The 19,791-nt window shown below is 52.5% G+C and carries 20 protein-coding genes; 7 read left to right on the top strand and 13 right to left on the bottom strand.

The genetic code is table 11. The features are described from left to right. Nucleotides 1-43: 43 nt before the first annotated feature. The 3 genes from xseB to dxs are packed head-to-tail and all read left to right on the top strand — an operon-like array spanning nucleotide 44 to nucleotide 3,079. Nucleotides 44-289 (top strand): exodeoxyribonuclease VII small subunit, encoded by a 246-nt coding sequence (gene xseB / locus AEST_RS05310; RefSeq protein ID WP_008607575.1) that lies wholly within the window; start codon nucleotides 44-46, stop codon nucleotides 287-289. A 1-nt stretch (nucleotide 290) separates the two neighbouring features. Next, nucleotides 291-1,178 carry a (2E,6E)-farnesyl diphosphate synthase gene (ispA, locus tag AEST_RS05305; protein WP_008607574.1) on the top strand — a complete coding sequence of 296 codons (888 nt, stop codon included), beginning with the start codon at nucleotides 291-293 and terminating at the stop codon, nucleotides 1,176-1,178. Nucleotides 1,179-1,201: 23 nt separating this feature from the next. Further along, nucleotides 1,202-3,079 carry a 1-deoxy-D-xylulose-5-phosphate synthase gene (gene dxs, locus AEST_RS05300; protein WP_008607573.1) on the top strand — a complete coding sequence of 626 codons (1,878 nt, stop codon included), beginning with the start codon at nucleotides 1,202-1,204 and terminating at the stop codon, nucleotides 3,077-3,079. Nucleotides 3,080-3,153: 74 nt separating this feature from the next. Here dxs and AEST_RS05295 read toward each other — a convergent pair whose 3' ends face one another. The 10 genes from AEST_RS05295 to glyA form a co-directional block, all read right to left on the bottom strand. Continuing rightward, on the bottom strand, nucleotides 3,154-6,168 hold the full coding sequence (locus AEST_RS05295; protein ID WP_008607572.1) for a ligand-binding sensor domain-containing protein: 3,015 nt from the start codon (nucleotides 6,166-6,168) through the stop codon (nucleotides 3,154-3,156). A 24-nt stretch (nucleotides 6,169-6,192) separates the two neighbouring features. After that, a complete protein-coding gene (locus AEST_RS05290) occupies nucleotides 6,193-6,669 on the bottom strand; it encodes a phosphatidylglycerophosphatase A family protein (RefSeq protein ID WP_008607571.1) in 477 nt (158 codons plus the stop codon). Continuing rightward, entirely contained in the window at nucleotides 6,669-7,628 is a 960-nt protein-coding gene (thiL, locus tag AEST_RS05285) for a thiamine-phosphate kinase (RefSeq protein ID WP_008607570.1), read from the bottom strand. The genes AEST_RS05290 and thiL overlap by 1 nt, the downstream gene beginning before the upstream one ends. A 42-nt stretch (nucleotides 7,629-7,670) precedes the next feature. Further along, entirely contained in the window at nucleotides 7,671-8,084 is a 414-nt protein-coding gene (nusB, locus tag AEST_RS05280; RefSeq protein WP_008607569.1) for a transcription antitermination factor NusB, read from the bottom strand. Nucleotides 8,085-8,096: 12 nt separating this feature from the next. Further along, nucleotides 8,097-8,561: a 6,7-dimethyl-8-ribityllumazine synthase gene (gene ribH, locus AEST_RS05275; RefSeq protein WP_008607568.1), complete on the bottom strand. Its 465-nt coding sequence runs from the start codon at nucleotides 8,559-8,561 to the stop codon at nucleotides 8,097-8,099. 76 nt (nucleotides 8,562-8,637) lie between these two features. Next, nucleotides 8,638-9,747 carry a bifunctional 3,4-dihydroxy-2-butanone-4-phosphate synthase/GTP cyclohydrolase II gene (gene ribBA / locus AEST_RS05270; RefSeq protein WP_008607567.1) on the bottom strand — a complete coding sequence of 370 codons (1,110 nt, stop codon included), beginning with the start codon at nucleotides 9,745-9,747 and terminating at the stop codon, nucleotides 8,638-8,640. 11 nt (nucleotides 9,748-9,758) lie between these two features. Then, on the bottom strand, nucleotides 9,759-10,409 hold the full coding sequence (locus AEST_RS05265) for a riboflavin synthase (protein WP_008607566.1): 651 nt from the start codon (nucleotides 10,407-10,409) through the stop codon (nucleotides 9,759-9,761). 1 nt (nucleotide 10,410) lies between these two features. After that, nucleotides 10,411-11,559, bottom strand: coding sequence for a bifunctional diaminohydroxyphosphoribosylaminopyrimidine deaminase/5-amino-6-(5-phosphoribosylamino)uracil reductase RibD (gene ribD, locus AEST_RS05260; RefSeq protein ID WP_008607565.1), 1,149 nt, complete (start codon nucleotides 11,557-11,559; stop codon nucleotides 10,411-10,413). Nucleotide 11,560: 1 nt separating this feature from the next. Beyond that, nucleotides 11,561-12,013 carry a transcriptional regulator NrdR gene (gene nrdR / locus AEST_RS05255; protein ID WP_008607564.1) on the bottom strand — a complete coding sequence of 151 codons (453 nt, stop codon included), beginning with the start codon at nucleotides 12,011-12,013 and terminating at the stop codon, nucleotides 11,561-11,563. A 120-nt stretch (nucleotides 12,014-12,133) separates the two neighbouring features. After that, on the bottom strand, nucleotides 12,134-13,387 hold the full coding sequence (gene glyA, locus AEST_RS05250; RefSeq protein WP_008607562.1) for a serine hydroxymethyltransferase: 1,254 nt from the start codon (nucleotides 13,385-13,387) through the stop codon (nucleotides 12,134-12,136). 232 nt (nucleotides 13,388-13,619) lie between these two features. Between glyA and dinB the strand changes: the two genes are divergently transcribed. Next, the gene (gene dinB, locus AEST_RS05245; protein ID WP_008607559.1) at nucleotides 13,620-14,753 is read left to right on the top strand and encodes a DNA polymerase IV; all 1,134 of its coding nucleotides are present in this window, start codon (nucleotides 13,620-13,622) and stop codon (nucleotides 14,751-14,753) included. Nucleotides 14,754-14,858: 105 nt separating this feature from the next. Here dinB and AEST_RS05240 read toward each other — a convergent pair whose 3' ends face one another. Then, nucleotides 14,859-15,071 carry a cold-shock protein gene (locus AEST_RS05240; RefSeq protein ID WP_008607558.1) on the bottom strand — a complete coding sequence of 71 codons (213 nt, stop codon included), beginning with the start codon at nucleotides 15,069-15,071 and terminating at the stop codon, nucleotides 14,859-14,861. Between the two features lie 229 nt (nucleotides 15,072-15,300). After that, nucleotides 15,301-16,635: a DEAD/DEAH box helicase gene (locus AEST_RS05235; protein ID WP_008607557.1), complete on the bottom strand. Its 1,335-nt coding sequence runs from the start codon at nucleotides 16,633-16,635 to the stop codon at nucleotides 15,301-15,303. 104 nt (nucleotides 16,636-16,739) lie between these two features. Here AEST_RS05235 and AEST_RS05230 point away from each other — a divergent pair, with 104 nt between their 5' ends. Both AEST_RS05230 and AEST_RS05225 read left to right on the top strand, forming a co-directional pair. Beyond that, entirely contained in the window at nucleotides 16,740-17,279 is a 540-nt protein-coding gene (locus AEST_RS05230; protein ID WP_008607556.1) for a DUF2058 domain-containing protein, read from the top strand. A 40-nt stretch (nucleotides 17,280-17,319) separates the two neighbouring features. Next, entirely contained in the window at nucleotides 17,320-18,177 is an 858-nt protein-coding gene (locus AEST_RS05225; protein ID WP_008607555.1) for a TraB/GumN family protein, read from the top strand. A 60-nt stretch (nucleotides 18,178-18,237) separates the two neighbouring features. Here the strand turns inward: AEST_RS05225 and AEST_RS05220 are convergent, their stop codons facing one another. Next, on the bottom strand, nucleotides 18,238-18,969 hold the full coding sequence (locus AEST_RS05220) for a class I SAM-dependent methyltransferase (protein ID WP_008607554.1): 732 nt from the start codon (nucleotides 18,967-18,969) through the stop codon (nucleotides 18,238-18,240). A 40-nt stretch (nucleotides 18,970-19,009) separates the two neighbouring features. On the opposite strand from AEST_RS05220, the gene gloB reads away from it, so the two are divergent. After that, on the top strand, nucleotides 19,010-19,777 hold the full coding sequence (gloB, locus tag AEST_RS05215; protein ID WP_008607553.1) for a hydroxyacylglutathione hydrolase: 768 nt from the start codon (nucleotides 19,010-19,012) through the stop codon (nucleotides 19,775-19,777). Nucleotides 19,778-19,791 lie beyond the last annotated feature (14 nt).

Here is a 19,791-nt window from a genome sequence, read left to right as displayed (position 1 = left end):
TAGCCTGCTAGGATAAGGTTGCGCACAGTTTTTGGGGAGTCGGATGAATAAAAAAAACGCAGACACCATGCCGTTTGAACAGTCGATGCAGGAACTGGAGCTTATTGTCCAGCAACTGGAGCAGGGCGAACTGTCGCTCGAGCAGGCGCTGAGCCAATTTGAACGTGGCATAGCGCTGGTTAAACACAGTCAACTGCAACTGCAAGGTGCCGAACAGAAAGTCCAGATTTTACTGCAACAGCAGCAGCAAGAGAGTCTGGCGGCCTTTAGTCCGGAGACAGGAGACTAATTTGACCCCAGCCAGCCTGCCGCTGTTCCAGCAACGTCTGGAGCAGCAACTGACCCTTTTGTTGGACGCCAGAAAGTCGTCCAGCCCCGAACTCTGCCCGGCGATGGCATACAGCCTGTTGCTTGGTGGTAAGCGGGTGCGCCCTTATCTGGTTTATCAGTGTGGCCAGTTACTCGGTGCCAGTCTGGCGGACCTGGATGGCCCGGCGATGGCCATCGAAATGCTGCATACCTATTCGCTGATCCATGACGACCTACCCGCCATGGATAATGACGATTTACGCCGTGGCAAGCCAACCTGCCACAAGGCCTTTGATGAAGCCACAGCTATCCTGGCCGGTGATGCGTTACAGGCACTGGCGTTCGAGGTGCTAAGTTCACACCCTTATCAGCACCTCGCTGCAGAGCGGCAAGTGCAGATGATGCGGGCACTGGCAAGCGCAGCGGGTGCCGCCGGCATGTGTGGTGGGCAAGCCATTGATTTAGCGCAAACCAATCAGCAGATCAGTCTGGCCAGACTGGAGCAAATGCACCGGCTAAAAACCGGCGCCTTAATTGAGTGTAGTGTAAAGCTGGCCTATTATTGCAGTCCGCTGCAGGATGAGCAGATCCTGCATCATCTGACCACTTTCGCCGGTGCTCTGGGTCTGGCATTTCAGGTTCAGGACGATATTCTGGATATTGAGGGCGACACCCTGACACTCGGCAAGCCGCAAGGCTCAGATTTACGGGCTAACAAGGCAACCTATCCGGCACTGTTAGGTTTGGATGGCGCCAGAGCTAAAGCGGATGAACTGTATCAACAGGCGCTGCGGGCTCTCGACAGCTTACCATTCGAGACAACTGAACTGCGGGCCTTTGCCCACTATATAATCGCCAGAACGTTTTAACCAAGGTATTTGGTAACTAAGCTATGCATATTGATATGACGGATTATCCGCTACTGGACAAGGCTAACCTGCCGGAGCAACTCAGGTTGCTGCCGCAGGAGCAATTACCGCAACTGAGTCAGGAATTGCGCCAGTTTTTATTAAAAACGGTCAGCCAGAGCAGTGGTCACTTCGCCTCAGGCCTGGGTACGGTAGAGTTAACTGTCGCCCTGCATTATGTCTACAATACCCCCTTTGATCGGGTGATCTGGGATGTCGGCCATCAGGCCTATCCACACAAAATCCTGACTGGTCGTCGTGAGCGGATGCACACCATCCGGCAAAAAGATGGCCTGCATCCGTTTCCGTACCGCGAAGAAAGCGAGTATGACGTATTATCCGTCGGTCACTCCAGCACCTCGATCAGTGCGGCTCTGGGCATGGCTATTGCCGCACAGCAAGCCAAAAGCCAGCGTAAAGTCGTGGCCGTAATTGGTGATGGCGCCATTACCGCCGGTATGGCATTTGAAGCACTAAATCATGCCGGTGAGGTCAAACCCGACATGCTGGTGATCCTGAACGACAACGAAATGTCGATTTCTGAGAACGTTGGCGCGCTGAATCAGTATTTTGCCCGCATTCTGTCCGGCAGTTTTTACACCAGCCTGCGTGAAGGGGGTAAAAAGATCCTGCGTGGTATGCCGCCGTTGCATGAACTGGCCAGCAAAGCTGAAGAACATTTTAAAGGCATGGTGACACCAGGTACCTTCTTTGAGGAGCTGGGTTTTAACTATATTGGCCCGATAGACGGTCACGATGTGCTGTCGCTGGTTGACACCATTCGCAATATGCGTCAGCTAAAGGGGCCGCAACTGCTGCATATAGTCACCAAAAAAGGTAAAGGCTATGCCCCGGCCGAGGCCGATCCTATCGGCTATCACGCAGTCTCCAAGTTTGACCCCAGTGCCAGCAGCCAACCAGCCAAAAAAGCCGGTTTACCGAGCTTTTCGAATATTTTCGGCCAGTGGATTTGCGATATGGCTGAGCAGGATGAACGACTGCAGGCAATAACCCCGGCCATGCGCGAGGGGTCAGATCTGGTGGCCTACTCCAGACGTTTTCCTAAACGCTATTTCGATGTCGCCATTGCCGAACAGCATGCTGTTACCCTTGCCGCAGGGATGGCGATTGAGGGTCTGAAGCCAGTCGTCGCTATTTACTCCAGTTTCTTACAACGTGGCTATGATCAGTTAATTCACGACGTTGCTCTACAGCAACTGGATGTGTTATTCGCCATTGACCGAGCCGGCATTGTTGGCGCGGATGGCCCTACGCATCAGGGTGCCTTCGATATCAGTTTTATGCGCTGCATCCCGAATATCACCATTATGGTGCCATCGGATGAAAACGAATGCCGGCAGATGTTGTATACCGGCTATCAACATCCCGGTGTTGCAGCGGTGCGCTATCCAAGAGGCAGTGGTACCGGTATTGCTGCAGAAGAAAAGATGGAATTACTACCTATCGGTAAAGCCCGGCTGGTGCGTCAGGGCGAACAGCTGGCGATCCTGGCCTTTGGCCCCTTATTGGCAGCCTGTCAGTTAGCGGCCGACACCCTTAACGCAACCCTGGTAGATATGCGTTTTGTAAAACCGCTGGATGAGCAGCTATTACAGCAGCTGATGCGCAGCCATGGCCAGATCCTGACCGTGGAAGACAATGCACTGATGGGTGGTGCCGGTTCGGCAGTGAATGAATACCTGGTGCAGCATCACTATCAAGGTAAGGTGATGAACCTGGGACTGCCGGACGAGTTTATTAAACATGGCAGCCAGCAGGAAATTTATCAGGAGCTGGGCCTGGATAGCCAGGGGATCCTGACACAGGCGCAAGCGCTGACCGCGCTAAGCCAGGCAAAGTGAGCAAGACAACGTAAGCCAGGCGAAACCTGGCCATAATACTGCACTGCAACTAAAGGCTCCTGACGGAGCCTTTGTTATTCGGTCTTAAGCCAAATCAGGCCCTCAGCCTGCAAGCGATTGACCTGTTGCTCTAAATCTGCAGTTTCTTCAAATTCAAATGCATCCAACTGACTGGCAAACTGCAGACTGGCGACTCTGGCAACCCGGCCATGCTGCTGCAATTGTCGCAATGCCAGGCTGGCCAACTGCAATGAAAACTCCCAACTTAACAGGCTGCCACCGAGTAATGGCAAAGGATACCAGGCATAAGCGCCCGACACGGATAAGGTCAACGGACTACCATCACCCAGCGCTAAGTCGCTACCGGACAATAAATCCAACAGCCGCCGGCTATAGGGGCCTACTTGTTGTTGCAAAATTTCCCGAAACACTACAACAAAACGCCCGTCGTCTAAGCGCACAACATAGTCTGAGCCGCGGGTTTCGCGGCTTAACACCGCACTAAAGTGTTGCAACAGGCTATCCGCCAGACCTTTACCATGAGTGGCCAGCAGCTGATCCAGCCCATCCGCTTGCAGCACCAGCAACGCAATAATCTTGCCTTGCTGTTGCAGGCTGTCGATATTGCGCTGAAAGTGCTCAATGTCTTTTGGTAGTTGCTCAGACAGAAAACGGCTATTGCGTAAACCGGTCAGACTATCACGGTGGGTTAGTTGCTGCAGTTGTTCGTTCAGCACATTCAATCGCTGATTGCTGTTCTCCAACTCCTGCGTGCGCTGTTGCACCAGACGCGCCAATTGCTCTTGTTTTAGCAGAGCGTTCTGCCGGTATAACCAGAACAAGCCGTAAAGGGTGCTGATAAATAGCAATAACCAGAGTAGACGATAGAGCAGCGTCTCATCAAAACGGCGTGGGATCACCAGCTGCAGTTGTGTCTGTGCCGCATCCTGCCATTGCTGATGCCGGTACTTTACCTGCAATAAGAATTCAAAATTACCCGGCGGCAGGTTAGTGTACACCGCTTCGCGGCGCAGCGGGCTGACTTGCCAATCCTGATCAAAACCCTCTAACTTATAGCGAAATACCAGACTTTCCGGCCGGTCAAACTCCAGCGCGGTAAAGTTAAGCTGCATATTGCGCTCATATTGCTCCAGCACCACACTACGCTGCGTGGCGGCAACCGGGTAAAAATGCTGCGCATTAACCGATTTCAGGTGCGGCCTTGGCTCTGGTAACGCACTGACTGCCGGCAGCTCAGGCACACTGACGACGCCTTTTAACGTCGGATACCAAAGCTGTTGCTGCCAGTAGACGACCTTGGCTGCACCAGCGCCATTGCAGCATCGACTCGACAGCGAGCCCATTTGCCGATCAAATGGCGATAAAATCTCTTCCAGCCGGTAGCCCTCAGTGCGGGCGGCTTCCAGACTGGCGCGTTGCAAACGAAAGATACCCTTGTGGGTACTAACCCAAATCCAGCCACTATGTTGATGATAGTAAAAACTCACTGCCGGACCATGCACCAGGCCATTACCACCGTGCAAATGCTGCCAGCTCTGCCCTGGTAACATAATAAAGATCCCGTCATCCAGAGTACTGACCAGCATAGTATCATCCGGTAGTAGCAGCGCCGCCAGTATATAGGCGTTGTAGAGCGCAGTGCCTGAGCCCTGCCGGCTTAATCTGTTATTCTGCCAGCGGTACAAACCGCGACTGGTACCCAATAATAGCTGCCGCTCGTTACGATTCAGGGTGGTGATCTGACGTGATTCAAGCTGCTGATTCAGCTCTGAGAAATGGAGTTCGCCATCAATAACCTGATACAGGCCCTGCAAGGCCGCGATCCAAATCTGTCCCTGCTGATCCGGCAAAATAGCCCTCACCGTTTGTCCCTGTAACTGCGGGAATACCGGCAGTAAACGCGCCTGCTCCTCATCCAGCTGATACAATCCGCGCTCCATGGCCAACCACAGCGTCTGACCATCCGGCCAGAACATGTCATGGACTGTTTGCGCCTGCAACGCCTCTTCCGCCAGTAATTGCCGGTAGAAGCCGGCCTTATCGAGAATACCTAACTCAGTCTGGGCCGCTATCAGCAATTGTCCTTGTGGTGTCAACCCGAGGCTACGTACCACCGGCTCATGACCGGGCAGTAATCGCCGGATCTGCGCCAGGCTGGCGCGAAACACACCGTCGCTAAAACTGCTTAGCCACAGATGTTGTTGTTGATCCTGATACAGCGCGCTAAACCATGGCGAACTGCCTAACTCCTCCAGCGTAACAGTTTGCCAATGCTCCTGGCCAAAACGGTAGAACAACTTGCGGTAGGCTGAGATCCAGGTTGCACCATGGGCATCCTGCAACACCTGATACACCGGCGCCACGCTGCCATCTGGCAGAGCCTGCGCTCTGACCCCCTGCTCAGTCAGCCGGTATAGCCCGGATTCACTGGCCAGAAATAAGCCCTCATCGGTACCACTGAGATCGTAGAGTGGGGTTTGCATTAATTCTGTTGGCAACGCATGTTGTAACCACTCGCCCTCAGGGGTCCGCTGATACAAATATTCCGCCGCGGCAACCCACAGCTGTTGCTGAAAATACGTTAGCTGGCTGACAACGGCTTTGATATGTTCCACCCGTTTCACCTGGCCCTGACTGACACTGAACAGTTGGTCGGCAGCAACCCAGATTTCACCGTTATCCAGCTCGAGTAATGACGTGACTTCGTTGTAGAGCGGTAAACGCTGAAATTGCCATTGTTGCGGATGGAACACCGATAAACCGGCTTTGGTACCGACCCAAATCCGGCCTTCTTTATCGGTTAGTAGCTGGGTAATCGCATTACTGGCCAGCTGAGGATGAGTTTCAGTGGTGAAGATTTCAAATTGCTGGCCATCGAAGCGATGCAAGCCGTAGAGGGTGCCGAACCATAAATAACCTTGCTGGTCTTGCGTGATGGTACGTACTGAGTTACTGGCCAGACCGTTGGCACTGGTCCAGTGTTTAATATCGTAATCGAACACCGAAGAGGTGGCGGCCTGCACGGGCAACAAATAGCACAACGCCAGTAACATGCAGAGTAGTCGCATCTCCCCTCCGTAGATTAGGTGTCCTTATAACCAACCCTGCTTCAGCAAGGCGTGCATAATCAGTAAGGCCGGTATTGCTGCCAACAGGTCGTCCAGCATAATGCCAACTCCTCCATGCACGCGCTGATCAAACCAACGGATCGGCCAGGGTTTGACAATATCAAAGAAGCGGAATAATACAAAGCCCACTAACAGACTGCTCACCGAAATCGGCACCAGCAGCATTGTTAGCATAAAGCCGATAATCTCATCCCAGACAATGGCACCGTGATCATGCTCGCCGGCATCAGATGCAGCCTTGCCACAAATATAGCAACCCAGTGCGGTGCCAAATAGCAAAAACAGCCCGTACCACAGCGTGCCTAACTGGCTGAATAATAAGATCAGTGGCACCGCAGCTAAGGTACCAAAGGTGCCGGGTGCTTTTGGCGCTAAACCACTGCCAAAACCCAGGGCTAAGAAATGCTGCCATTTAGACAGCTGAAATTTTGTGTTTTGCATCAGAAATGGACAAAGCCGGTATGTTGATAACTAATGGCCTGTTCCCCAGCTTTTAATTCCAGTTTGCCACTGGCGCCGGTAATACGGCCGATACAGGTAACGGGCACGCCATAGGGGCTTAACAGCACATCAAGGGCACCACGACGACTCTCAGGTACCGTAAACAGCAGCTCATAGTCCTCACCACCGGATAAAGCTAACTGTAAGGCTTCGGCCTGATCGCAGCTGTCTTTTAATGCCTGTGACATCGGAATGCGATTGACATCAATAAAGGCGCCAACGCCAGAGCGGCGCAGAATATGCGGCAAATCACCGGCCAGACCATCAGAGATATCCATCGCACTGCTTGCCAGATTGCGCAGCGCCTGCCCCAGGGCGACCCGGGCTGATGGATAATGAAAGCGTTGCAGCAGGTGGGCCTGATGCTTTTTACTGACCTGATGTTGGCCCTGCACCAACTTTAAACCAAGCGCGGCATCGCCCAAAGTGCCGGTAACATAGATATAATCACCGACCTTGGCCCCGCTGCGGGTAATGGCCTTACCATGCGGCACCAACCCCTTGGCAATCATGGTCAGACTAAGTGGTCCGCGGGTGGTATCGCCACCGATCAGCTGGCAGTGATAATAATCGGCGGTTTCATGTAAACCGGCAGCAAATTCCGCCAGCCAGTCTTCGTTAACTTCCGGTAACGTAAGGGCTAGCGACAACCAGGCAGGTTCCGCACCCATCGCTGCTAAATCACTGACGTTAACCGCCACCAGCTTATGACCGAGGGCTCTGGGATCCACATCGGCAAAGAAATGGGTGCCACAGACCATAGTATCGGTAGTGATCACCAGATCAAAGCCATCCCGCACCTGCAGTACAGCACCGTCGTCACCGATCCCCACTTGGGTATCAGCGCGTTTCGCCCCGGCCTGACTAAAGTACCGGGCAATTAAATCAAATTCACCCATACAGATTAAAAAGCCGACTTACGTCGGCCTCCATAAAGCAGGTTATGCTGGTCGTAATACCCGGACGGCTTTGTCCAGGATACCATTGACGAATTTGTGGCTGTCATCCGCGGCGAAGGCTTTGGCCAGTTCGATCGCCTCATTAATGACAACCTTATAGGGCACATCCAGGCGGTACTTCAGCTCATAAGCCGATACCCGTAACACCGCTTTCTCGACCAGATCGATATCTTCAAACGGCCGTTCCAGAAAGGGTTTAATGGCTTCATCGAGCTTACTGTGATGTAACACCACGCCACGCAGAATATCCTGGAAGTAAGGCACATCCAGATGTTTGACATTGTTTTCCAGCAACAGCTGCTGTTCAATATCGGCAATTGGATTCTGACTGACTTGCCAGCTGTAGATACCTTGTACCGCTAACGAGCGGGACTGACGACGCACATTTGGTTTCATGCCGGTTTCCTGTTACAGCTGCTCAAGCACATTAATCATTTCCAGTGCCGACATCGCTGCTTCACCGCCTTTATTGCCTGCCTTGGTACCGGCACGCTCGATCGCCTGCTCGATACTGTCGACCGTCAGCACGCCAAATGCAACCGGCAGGTCAAACTGCATCGCGACCTGAGCGATACCTTTCACACATTCGCCGGATACATATTCAAAGTGCGGCGTGCCACCGCGGATCACCGCGCCCAGCGCAACGATAGCGTCATATTTTTTGCTGGCAGCAACCCGCTGCACCGCTAATGGCAGTTCGAAGGCACCGGGAATGCGTACCACGGTAATATCTTCAGCGGCGATATTGCCGACACGCTGTAAAGTATCTACGGCGCCGCTAAGCAAACTTTCGACGATAAAACTGTTAAAGCGCGCGACCACGATCGCGATCTTTTTACCTGTTGCAGCATAGCCTGCTTCAATCACCTGCATTGCCAGTCCTTACTTGTTAACTGCCACTAAAATCAGCCGCGCATAATAGCATAGTTTGCGACGTTCTGGCAGAGGCTTATTCAGAAACGTAATCCACCACTTCCAGGCCAAAACCCGACAGCGCATGATACTTTTTCGGTTGGCTTAACAGCCGCATTTTCCGCACACCAAGGCTGGCCAGAATTTGCGAGCCAACGCCAACATTACGGGAGGTACCTTTCCAGGGCGCGGAGCGGGGTTTTTCACCTTTATCTTCGGCCTGGAAATTCTGCACCATTTGCACCAGCTCGTCAGTCGACTCGTGCTTACCCAGTAGCACGAGCACCCCGCCCTCGTCAGCAATACGCTGCATGGCAGTGTGCAATGGGAAACTCAGATTAGCGCCACGGTTGCTCAGTAATAAATCACTGAAGGTATTATGTAAATGTACCCGCACCAAGGTTGGTTGTTCTGGCGTAATCTCGCCTTTGACCAGCGCAAAATGCAGCTGATTATCGATAGTATCTTTAAAGGTCACCAGTTCAAACTCGCCCATCTCCGTTGGCAGCTGGCAGGTTGCCACTTTTTCGATAGTGGTTTCATTCAGGTTACGGTATTCAATCAGATCGGCAATGGTGCCAATCTTAATATTATGTTGCTTGGCAAAGACTTCCAGATCCGGACGCCGCGCCATGGTACCGTCATCATTCAGGATCTCGACAATCACAGCGGCCGGTTCCAGGCCAGCCAGACGCGCTAAGTCACAACCGGCTTCGGTATGCCCAGCCCGCACCAGCACACCGCCGTCCTGCGCCATTAACGGAAAAATATGGCCGGGCTGCACGATATCTGCCGGGCTGGCATCACGAGCTACCGCCGCTTTCACAGTGCGGGCGCGGTCTGCCGCCGAAATACCGGTGGTAACGCCTTCGGCGGCTTCAATCGATACGGTAAAATTGGTCGAAAACGGCGATTTGTTGGCATCAACCATTAACGCCAGATTAAGCTGCTTGCAGCGCTTTTTGGTCAGGGTTAAACAAATCAGACCGCGGCCATATTTGGCCATAAAGTTAATGGCTTCCGGCGTGACATATTCGGCCGCCATCACCAGATCGCCTTCATTCTCACGATCTTCATCATCCATCAGGATCACCATCTTGCCCTGACGGATATCTTCAATAATTTCAGCGGGGGTATTCAGTTGCATAACTAACCTTCTTATAAAAAGCCGCGCTGCGCCAGCAACGCCAAATCAACACCGCCCTTAGGCGCCGCAACCGGTGTGGTTAACAGCCGCTGGATATAGCGGGCTAACAGATCCACCTCTATATGCACCCGACTGCCTTTTTGCAAGGTCAGTAAGGTAGTTTGTGCTGCCGTATGCGGCACTATGGTTAAGCGAAAACGGTCAGTCAGCACTTCATTTACGGTCAGACTAATGCCATCGATAGTCACCGAGCCTTTGTGGGCAATAAAGGGCGCCAGTTCTGCCGGCAGCGCAAACCACAGCTGCCAGGCACGGGCGCTTTGTTCCATGGCCAGCAAAGACGTCACCCCATCGACATGACCACTTACCAGATGCCCGCCGAGACGCCCGGTTGCCAGCAGTGCCTTCTCCAGATTCAGCAACTGCCCGACCTTATATTCACCAAAGCGGGTCAGGGTTAAGGTTTCAGCCGACAAGTCGGCACTAAAAGACTGGCTACCCAGCGCAGTGACCGTCAGACAGACGCCATTCGTCGCGATACTGTCACCCAATTTGACGTCGCTAAAATCCAGACTACTGCTCTGGATGGTGACACTGAGATCACCGCCTTTAGGGCTAAGCCGGCTCAGGGTGCCAGTGGCTTCAATAATACCGGTAAACATCTTATTCCTCGCTAAGGCCGGCGCGCAGGCGCAGGTCCGGCCCCAGACTAATAACCTCATTAAACGCCAGTTTTGGCGTCTGCGCCAGTTGCTGAAAATCACCCAGTACCGCCAATGGCCGGCCTTGTTCGCCCAGCAGCAGCGGGGCCTGATACAGCAGTAATTCATCGACTAAGCCAGCTTTTAGCAAACTGCCCGCTAATATCGCGCCGGCTTCGGTCCACAGACTATTAATCTGTCGCGCTGCGAGTCGTGTTAGTAGCTGAACCAGGTCCAACTGACCGTCAGCGCTTAACGCCAGCGGCAGTTGTTCCACTGTGACCTTTGTCACAGCTAACTTACGCGGCGCGGCGTCAGCGGCATAACACAGCAGCACCGGACCACCTTCATTGAATAGCGGCTCGTTGCCGCTTAACCGCTGCTGCCGGTCCAGAATCACCCGCAGTGGCTGGCGTAAACTGCCATCGGCGAGCGGCCGGATCAAGGCTGCCGGCTCTGCAGCGGCATCGCTACTTTGCCGTACCGTTAAACGTGCCGCATCGGCGAGTACGGTACTGGCAGTGGATAAAATCGCGCTAACCTGCGCCCGCCATAGCTGCACGTCAGCGCGTGCGGCGTCACTGGTTAGCCATTGACTCTGGCCATTCGCCAGGGCAGTACGCCCATCCAGACTGGCCGCCAGTTTCAGATACAGATAAGGCCGCTGCCGCTCCATCCGGCTTAAAAAACCCGGATTAAGCGCTCTGGCTTCCTCAGTTAATAAACCGTGCGCAACGCTAATGCCAGCTTGTTGCAATATGGCGACGCCCTTACCGGCGACCAGCGGATTCGGATCCAGCATCGCAATCACCACCCGGGCGACACCGGCTTTTACCAGGGCTTCCGCACAAGGTGGCGTGCGACCATAGTGGGCGCATGGCTCCAGCGTCACGTAACAGGTCGCGCCCCGGGCGGCGCTATCGGCTTGTTGCAAGGCAAAGACTTCAGCATGTGGGCCGCCGGCTTGCTGATGAAAGCCTTCGCCGAGCACCTGGCCATCTTTAACCACCAGCGCTCCCACATTGGGGTTGGGATCAGTAGTAAAACGGCCCTGTGCTGCCAGCGCCAGCGCGCGGCGCATAAAAGCATAATCGGCCTGACTAAAACTCACCTTATTGCTCTCCGAGACGGGCAATTTCTTCACCAAATTCGCGGATATCTTTAAAGGAGCGGTACACCGAGGCAAAGCGCACATAAGCAACTTTATCAACTTTCACCAGCTCATCCATAATCAGATTGCCCAGCAAATTACTGGCGACTTCACGTTCACCGGTGGCCCGGAGCTGAGATTTAATTTTATTAATCAGTTGCTCAATTTGTTCAGTCGCCACCGGTCGCTTTTCCAGCGAGCGTAATAAACCGCTGCGTAACTTATCTTCATTAAAGGGTTCGCGGGAGCCGTCACGTTTAATAATTCGTGGCATCACCAGCTCTGCCGCTTCAAAGGTAGTAAAGCGTTCGTGGCAAGCCAGGCACTCGCGACGACGGCGTACCTGATGACCATCGGCGACCAGACGCGAGTCAATGACCTTGGTATCATCGGCATTACAAAAGGGACAATACATACTGACCTTTTACCCCCTAGCTAACTGTTCAGGACAAGGCGCTAACAGCCTGTTTAGCCGGCGCTTTGCATAAAAGAATGGCCGCATTAGCGGCCATCACAGCATAGCACGAGTTATGCCTTAGGCATAAACCGGGAAGCGGCCACAGACTTCAGCCACCTGAGCCCGAACCTTGGCAATTACCGCCTCGTCACCACGGCTATCCAGCACATCACAAATCAGGCTGGCAACCAGACGCGCTTCGGCTTCTTTAAAACCACGGCGGGTAATGGCCGGGGTACCGATGCGCAGACCGCTGGTAACAAATGGCGAACGCGGGTCGTTCGGTACTGAGTTTTTGTTTACCGTAATATGCGCCTGCCCTAACCAGGCATCGGCATCTTTACCGGTGATATCTTTATCAATCAGATCCATCAGGAACAGATGGTTCTCGGTACCACCGGATACAATCTTATAGCCACGGCTGATCATCTCAGCACACATGGCTTTCGCATTCACTAGCACCTGCTGCTGATAAACTTTAAATTCCGGCTGCAGCGCTTCTTTAAAGGCTACCGCTTTCGCCGCGATGACATGCATTAACGGGCCACCCTGTCCGCCCGGGAACACCGCTGAGTTCAGTTTCTTCTCAATGGCTTCGTTCTTTCGGGCCAGGATCAGACCACCACGTGGGCCGGCCAGGGTTTTATGGGTGGTGGTGGTCACCACATCGGCGATAGGTACCGGGTTTGGATAAAGACCTGCCGCCACCAGACCAGCAACGTGCGCCATATCCACCATCAGGTAGGCACCGACTTTATCCGCGATATCACGGAAGCGCTGCCAGTCAACAATACCTGAGTAAGCCGAGAAGCCGGCAATAATCAGCTTCGGCTTGTGCTCTAAGGCAAGGGCTTCAGCCTGATCATAATCAATCACACCGGTTTCAGGATGCAGACCGTACTGTACCGCATGATATAGCTTACCAGAGGCGCTTACTGTGGCACCGTGCGTCAGGTGACCGCCATGGGCCAAACTCATGCCCAGAATGGTATCGCCAGCATTTAATAAGGCCAGGAATACCGCAGAGTTCGCCTGCGAACCTGAGTGCGGTTGCACGTTGGCGTAGTCAGCACCAAATAATTCTTTTGCGCGGGCAATGGCTAAATCTTCCGCGATATCCACATATTCACAGCCGCCGTAGTAACGTTTGTGCGGATAACCTTCAGCATATTTATTGGTTAATTGTGAACCTTGCGCCTGCAACACCCGGGGGCTGGCATAGTTTTCTGACGCGATCAGCTCAATGTGAGCCTCCTGCCGCTCAGTTTCCTGAACCATGGATTGCCATAATTCCGGATCAAAATCCGCAATATTCATATCACGCTTTAACATGCTTTCTCCTGGGCGCGGCTATCACGCTTAACGTTAACGACAGTTTGAAAAACTGGCGGCTATTCTACCCTGAAATAAAAATTGTTGCACCGAAAAAACAGCCGTCCAGACTTCTACAAAACAAAATCTGCCACCCGCACCGTTTTTACCAGGCTAAAAATGTGCAGCAAAGTTGCCAAAGCCGCAGCCATCAGCTACATTACTGGTTATTCATACAGCGCCTTGATTAGCGATGACTTCGACGCGGAAAATTATTCATCTGGATATGGACTGCTTCTTCGCCGCCGTGGAGATGCGCGATAATCCGCGGCTGCGTGATATTCCGCTCGCCATCGGCAGTGACGGTAAACGGGGTGTTGTCGCCACCTGTAATTATCCGGCGCGGGCCTTTGGTGTGCGCTCCGCGATGTCGAGTCATGAGGCATTAAAGCGTTGCCCGCAGCTGACTTTTGTCCGCGGCAATATGGATAAATATCAGGCGGTCAGTAAGCAGATCCGCCAGATCTTTTTGCGCTACACACCGTTAGTCGAACCCCTATCTCTTGATGAAGCCTATCTTGATGTCAGTGCTAGCCCACATTTTGCCGGCAGCGCCACGTTGATTGCTGAAGATATCCGCCGTAGCGTATTAGCGGAAACCGGTCTGACCGTCTCCGCCGGGGTGGCACCAAATAAATTTCTGGCGAAAATTGCCAGTGATGAAAATAAGCCGGATGGGCTCTTTGTGTTAACGCCGGCTAAGGTAGCCGACTTTGTCGCCGCTCTACCGCTGCGCAAAATTCCCGGCGTCGGCCCGAAGGCAGCGGAGAAGCTGGCCAGGCTGGGACTACAATTTTGCCGCGATATTGTACCGCCGGGTGGTGAAGTGCCGCTGCCGTTACTAAGCGCCCTACTCAAGGAGTTCGGCAGTCAAACCGCCAGTTTGTTAGAACGCTGTCAGGGTATCGATCTGCGCGAGGTGCAACCGAGCCGGGAGCGTAAATCGGTTGCGGTGGAGCGGACCCTGGCCAGCGATTTACACCAGCTGACCGACGCCCAGCAGATGCTGCAACAGTTATTGCCGGATTTACAACGCCGGCTCGAGCAAAGCGGCAAGGCGCATTTACTGGCCAAAATCGGCGTGAAATTAAAGTTTAGTGATTTTCGGCTGACCACAGTCGAGACGCAAAGCCAGCATCTGGATCCGGTATTACTAAACGAGCTGTTAACACAGGCCTGGCAAAGACGCGCGGATCAGGGTATTCGCCTGTTGGGATTGCAATTGGGCTTTAAAACACAGTGCGAAGAGCAGTTAAGCCTGCCATTTGAGGTGGCGCTAACGCATCCTAATGAATTTAATAATAGTGCAGTCTGTCTGCCTGGTTAAGCCAGCAGGTTTAAAGCATAGCAGCAGTGCCAACTAAACCGGCAATAAAGTCGGCTGCAATAAAAAGCCGGCGCTAGGCCGGCTCTTTTACAAAAACGAGACTAATTAACCGGTAACAGTGACGTTTTCAGCCTGTGGGCCTTTTTGACCTTCAGTAACTTCGAAAGTTACTTTCTGGCCTTCAACCAGCGTTTTACGACCAGTGCCGTTGATGGCGCGGAAGTGTACAAACACGTCTTTGCCGCCGTCACGGGCGATAAAACCAAAACCTTTTTCCTCGTTGAACCACTTCACTGTACCAGAAATTAACTGTGACATAACATTCTCTTACTTAAACAAAAGTTTGCCGGAGCTCCGGCGTCTTAAATATTACCGGCCAGGTAATCGAGCTGATAGATATTCAACCGCATTATCAGTGGCGCTGATGTTGTGGTCAACATAAATACCGGAGCGAACAGAACTTTCGTTGCTGCACAGGCCGTACCGGCGACATGGCAAGTTTTGCTATGTCACTTTTTGAGTGTAGCAGCAGATGTTGAAAAAATAATCACTCTGGCTGAATTTTTTTCCGCCGCACCGGTGCACTGCCATCGTCGCCGCCCTGAAAGAAACGTTTGGCTGTTGCAGTTGGGCTGGTTTCAGGTTTTGCCACTACCCGTGTTGCCTTGCCAGCACCTGGCTTAGTCAGCTTAGTTTGTGCGGCTTTCTTCGGCGCCACTTTCACTACCGGCTGACCATTAAAGCGCGCTGTAAGCCCCTCCAGGGTACTGAATTCTGCCGGCCGTCGTAAGAAGGCTTCGATTTTTTGCAGTGCCTGCCAATCCTTTGGACCCACCAGCGAGATTGCGGTACCCTTGGCACCGGCACGGCCGGTACGGCCGATGCGGTGTACATATTCTTCCGGATGTTTCGGCAGGTCAAAATTGATGACATGTGATACTTGCAACAGGTCCAGACCACGGGAGGCCAAATCAGTCGTTACCAACACCTGATACTTGCCGCTGGCGAAATCCTGCATCACTTTATTACGCTGTGCCTGATTTAAACGCGCACTTAGCCCGATAGCGGGCAAAGCGGCTTGCTGACAAAACTCGGCCAGCCGGCCGGCATCGTCGCGGGTTGCGGTAAAGATAATCAATTGCTTCAGGCTTTCCTGCTGTAACAACTTCGCTAGCAGCGCTTCTTTGTGCGTTAAATGATCAGCAAAATAGAAGCGCTGGCTGATATCACTGTGTAGCTCGTGCCCGCTATTTACACTAACCCGAAACGGATTTTTTAACAGCGCCAGTGATAACGCATCTAAGTCGGTATGCTCCAGCGTGGCAGAAAACAACAAGGTCTGCCGTAAGCGATGATCGGCGGCTTTATTAATGATGGTCAGTTGCGGTAAGAAACCCAGATCCAGCATCCGATCCGCTTCATCCAGAATCAGCATTTCAAGGCCCTGTAAAAATACCGACTTATGCTCGAGGTGATCAACAAAGCGGCCGGGCGTGGCCACAATAATATCAGGCTGGCGTTTCAGCAGTTTTTCCTGATCATTAAAATTCTCGCCCCCCACCAGCAGCACGGCAGTCACCGGGGTATTGGCTACAAACAGGCGTAACTGGGCATAGACTTGTTTTGCCAGCTCGCGGGTCGGCGTTAAAATCAGCGCCCGCGCATCCTGTTTCGACAAGGCCCGGCTTTTTAACAACCGTTGCATCATCGGCAGCAAATAAGCCAGCGTTTTACCCGAGCCGGTTTTTGACGATACCAGCAGATCGCGCCCCACCATCACTGCGGGTATGGCTTCCTGTTGGATCTCGGTAGGTCGGGCAAAGCCTAAATGTTGAACAGACCGCAGCAAACGCGGGTCCAGCCCCATATCCTGAAATTGCAAAATATCTGTCTCCAAAAATCTGGTGTCCAGTATACCCTAATTGTCTGCCACCGCCCATCGCGCTAGTATAGCGTCACCTTACGCACTACTGTGATGAATTAACGATGAGTAATGCTCTGAAAGAACAACTGTTAAAAGCTGGCCTGGCCGATGCCAAGAAACTAAAAACCGTAAAAAAACAGCAGCATCAACAACGGGTGCAGGCGCCGAAAAATCAAAAAGTGGTTAATGAAGCCAGTATTCTGGCCGAGCAACGTCGGCAGGAACAGGTCGCCCGGGATCAGGAGCTAAACCGGCAAAAGCAGGCTGAACTGCAGAAAAAAGCCATCGCCGCCCAGGTGAAACAGCTGATCGAAACCAATCAGATTAAGATGAGTGGTGAAGTGGTGTTTAACTTTACCGATGGCAAGCTGGTGAAACGGCTTTACGTTAATGATAAGTTGCATAGTGAATTAACCCGTGGTTTACTAGCCATTGCCCGGCTGGGTGAACACTATGCATTAGTCCCGGCACAAATCGCTGAAAAAATTCAACAGCGTCAACCCGAGAGTGTAGTGCTATTGAACAACCGCCAGGACCACGCGGTAGCAGCAGAGGACGATCCCTATGCTGCTTACCAAATCCCTGATGATCTGATGTGGTAAACATCAGTTCAAAGGTACCGCTAACAGAAGGAGCAAGAGTATGCGGTTTTTAATCCAGTTTAGCCTGCTGATAGGTCTATTCCTCAGCCAGTCACTATTTGCCGCGTCGGTTTGGCAAGTCAGCAAGGGTGAGAAAACCTTTTATCTGGCAGGTACAGTACATCTACTTAGTGAAAGTGATTTTCCGCTGCCCAAAGCCTACGATACCGCTTTTAATGCCAGCTCTAAGCTGCTGTTTGAGACCGATCTTGGCGCCATGACCCAGCCGCAAGGCATGATGCAACTAATGTCGCAGAATACCTTTGCCCCGGGGCAAAGTCTGCAACAAGTCTTATCAGCGGAAGTCTATGCCAAATTAAAAGCCGAAGCCGAAAAGCGGCAATGGCCACTGACCTCGTTAGAGCAATTTAAACCTGCCTTTGCGTCAATGACCATGTCAGTACTGGAATTGCAACGGCTGGGAGCCGCCGGTACCGGCGTTGATATGCATTACTGGCAGTTGGGACAGCAACAAAATAAGACGCTGGCCGGTCTGGAAACCCTTGATGAGCACCTTGCCGTGTTAAACGCCATGAATCAACTCGATGCGAATCTGGTGATCAGCTCGACCTTAAACGATCTGGATAAGCTGGAGGGGATGTTAGGTGAGATGAAAACGGCCTGGGTAAAGGGCGATGTTGGCCAGCTCGAAACGCTATTCTTAAAAGATATGCAGCAATATCCTGAATTGGAAGCCATACTACTAACTGATCGCAACCACGCCTGGATGAAAACGCTGACGGCGTTGGAAGAAAACAACGTAATGGTACTGGTTGGCGCTTTGCACCTGGCAGGCAAAGACGGCTTATTGAAGTTACTCGCTGATCAGGGATATCAGTTGACACAACTGACGGAATAAATCAGAACCCTCTCATCTCCAGAGCACGCCCGCTATTGCGGGCGTAGCTTTAGGCGTTGGCTAGAGTTTTTCTCTGGCGCGGATGCCCTGCTGCGCCGGGCTAAAACTACTTTGTACCCGCCACTTCGGACGGATCGGAGTCAGCGGTAATTCTCGTTTGCGCGCCACTAATAAGTAACTGGACGCAAACAGGTTTAGAAAGCGTTCATTAAACTTCTGCCAGCTACTCTGCCGAAACTCTTGTGCCAGCATGGCGCTGCAAAAAAATCGCTGTTCAGCCATGACTTCAAAACCGATCAGGTGTAGCCAATCTTTGATCCGGGCTGCACTAAAAAAGTGTCCTTGCCAGGGCAATTGCTGCTGATACGCCGGTAAACAGCGCCATAACCCTAACCAGCTATGTGGGTTAAAGCCACTGAGCAACAAATAGCCGTCCGCAACCAGCACCCGGTGTGCTTCACGGATCACATGATGCGGATCATTCTGAAACTCCAGGCAGTGGCTGAGCAATACCGCATCGACACTACTACAAGCGATCGGCAACGCATCCGGCTCTGCCACAACATCAGGGGTAATACTGGCAGAGCCCAGCCGTAACTGATAACGCACCCGGCATTCCGGCGTGCTCAGTTGGCAGCTGAGATCCCCAACTTTTAACAAATAATAGCCAAAGATTTGCTGCCACCAGGGTGCCAATTGCTGTTCTAATGCTGCGGCCAAGGCCGGTCCCTGCCGGAAACTTTGCCAGTGTTTCGGCGCTTGCAGCTGATTTTCACGTAATGCCGGTTTCATGTTAAGGTGCAGCCTTCTTTGCGATGCATGGAGCCTTCAAATGCCAGAACTGATCCCGCTACCTGCCTTTAATGATAATTATATCTGGGTTCTGACCGAGCAACACAACCCCTACTGCCTGGTTGTCGATCCGGGTGATGCTGAAGCCGTGATCCCGTTTCTGCAGCAACAGCAAAAAATACCTGCGGCGATCCTCATTACTCATCATCATGCCGATCATACCGGCGGTATCCGGCAATTAAAACAACACTACCCAGCTTGTCGGATTATCGGCCCCGCTGCAGAAGAATCCAGAATTCAAGGACTTGAACAGCTAGTGTCCGGCGGAGACCTGTTAAGTGTACCTGAGCTAAACTGGCAGTGCCAGGTGTTCGACCTTCCCGGCCATACCGCAGGTCATATTGGTTTTTATTCAGCGCCCGTTCTGTTTTGTGGTGATACGCTGTTTAGCGTTGGTTGTGGCCGCTTATTTGAGGGGACCGCAGAGCAGCTGTATCAGTCTTTGCAATCCCTGGCGGCACTGCCGGACGATACGCTAATCTGCTGTACTCACGAATATACCCTTGCCAATATAGCCTTTGCCCTGAGCATAGAGCCAGATAACTCTGATTTGCAGCTGCACCTAAAGCATTGCCAGCAAAAACGTCAGTTATCTGAGCCTACCCTGCCAGCGCTATTGGCGACTGAGAGAAAAGTTAATCCGTTTTTACGCTGCGAAAACAGTAGGCTACAACGGAAATTTAATCAAAACTCGGCTTTGGCTTTGTTTACTTACTTAAGACAAGCCAAAGATCAGTTTAAATCCTGACTTGCAATGTCTGG

The sequence above is a fragment of the Alishewanella aestuarii B11 genome, assembly GCF_000280055.1.
Taxonomy (GTDB): Bacteria; Pseudomonadota; Gammaproteobacteria; order Enterobacterales; family Alteromonadaceae; genus Alishewanella; species Alishewanella aestuarii.
This window is presented reverse-complemented; position numbering and strand designations above follow the sequence as displayed.

Bases quoted from the DNA above. Each gene is read 5' to 3' on its own strand.
- AEST_RS05265 (WP_008607566.1), bottom strand. From the start codon at position 10,409: ATGTTTACCGGTATTATTGAAGCCACTGGCACCCTGAGCCGGCTTAGC.
- AEST_RS05230 (WP_008607556.1), top strand. From the start codon at position 16,740: ATGAGTAATGCTCTGAAAGAACAACTGTTAAAAGCTGGCCTGGCCGAT.
- AEST_RS05295 (WP_008607572.1), bottom strand. From the start codon at position 6,168: ATGCGACTACTCTGCATGTTACTGGCGTTGTGCTATTTGTTGCCCGTG.
- nusB (WP_008607569.1), bottom strand. From the start codon at position 8,084: ATGAAACCAAATGTGCGTCGTCAGTCCCGCTCGTTAGCGGTACAAGGT.
- dxs (WP_008607573.1), top strand. From the start codon at position 1,202: ATGCATATTGATATGACGGATTATCCGCTACTGGACAAGGCTAACCTG.
- AEST_RS05240 (WP_008607558.1), bottom strand. From the start codon at position 15,071: ATGTCACAGTTAATTTCTGGTACAGTGAAGTGGTTCAACGAGGAAAAA.
- AEST_RS05220 (WP_008607554.1), bottom strand. From the start codon at position 18,969: ATGAAACCGGCATTACGTGAAAATCAGCTGCAAGCGCCGAAACACTGG.
- ribH (WP_008607568.1), bottom strand. From the start codon at position 8,561: ATGCAGGTGATTGAAGCAGGCTATGCTGCAACAGGTAAAAAGATCGCG.
- xseB (WP_008607575.1), top strand. From the start codon at position 44: ATGAATAAAAAAAACGCAGACACCATGCCGTTTGAACAGTCGATGCAG.
- glyA (WP_008607562.1), bottom strand. From the start codon at position 13,387: ATGTTAAAGCGTGATATGAATATTGCGGATTTTGATCCGGAATTATGG.
- gloB (WP_008607553.1), top strand. From the start codon at position 19,010: ATGCCAGAACTGATCCCGCTACCTGCCTTTAATGATAATTATATCTGG.
- dinB (WP_008607559.1), top strand. From the start codon at position 13,620: ATGACTTCGACGCGGAAAATTATTCATCTGGATATGGACTGCTTCTTC.
- AEST_RS05225 (WP_008607555.1), top strand. From the start codon at position 17,320: ATGCGGTTTTTAATCCAGTTTAGCCTGCTGATAGGTCTATTCCTCAGC.
- nrdR (WP_008607564.1), bottom strand. From the start codon at position 12,013: ATGTATTGTCCCTTTTGTAATGCCGATGATACCAAGGTCATTGACTCG.
- AEST_RS05290 (WP_008607571.1), bottom strand. From the start codon at position 6,669: ATGCAAAACACAAAATTTCAGCTGTCTAAATGGCAGCATTTCTTAGCC.
- ribBA (WP_008607567.1), bottom strand. From the start codon at position 9,747: ATGCAACTGAATACCCCCGCTGAAATTATTGAAGATATCCGTCAGGGC.
- thiL (WP_008607570.1), bottom strand. From the start codon at position 7,628: ATGGGTGAATTTGATTTAATTGCCCGGTACTTTAGTCAGGCCGGGGCG.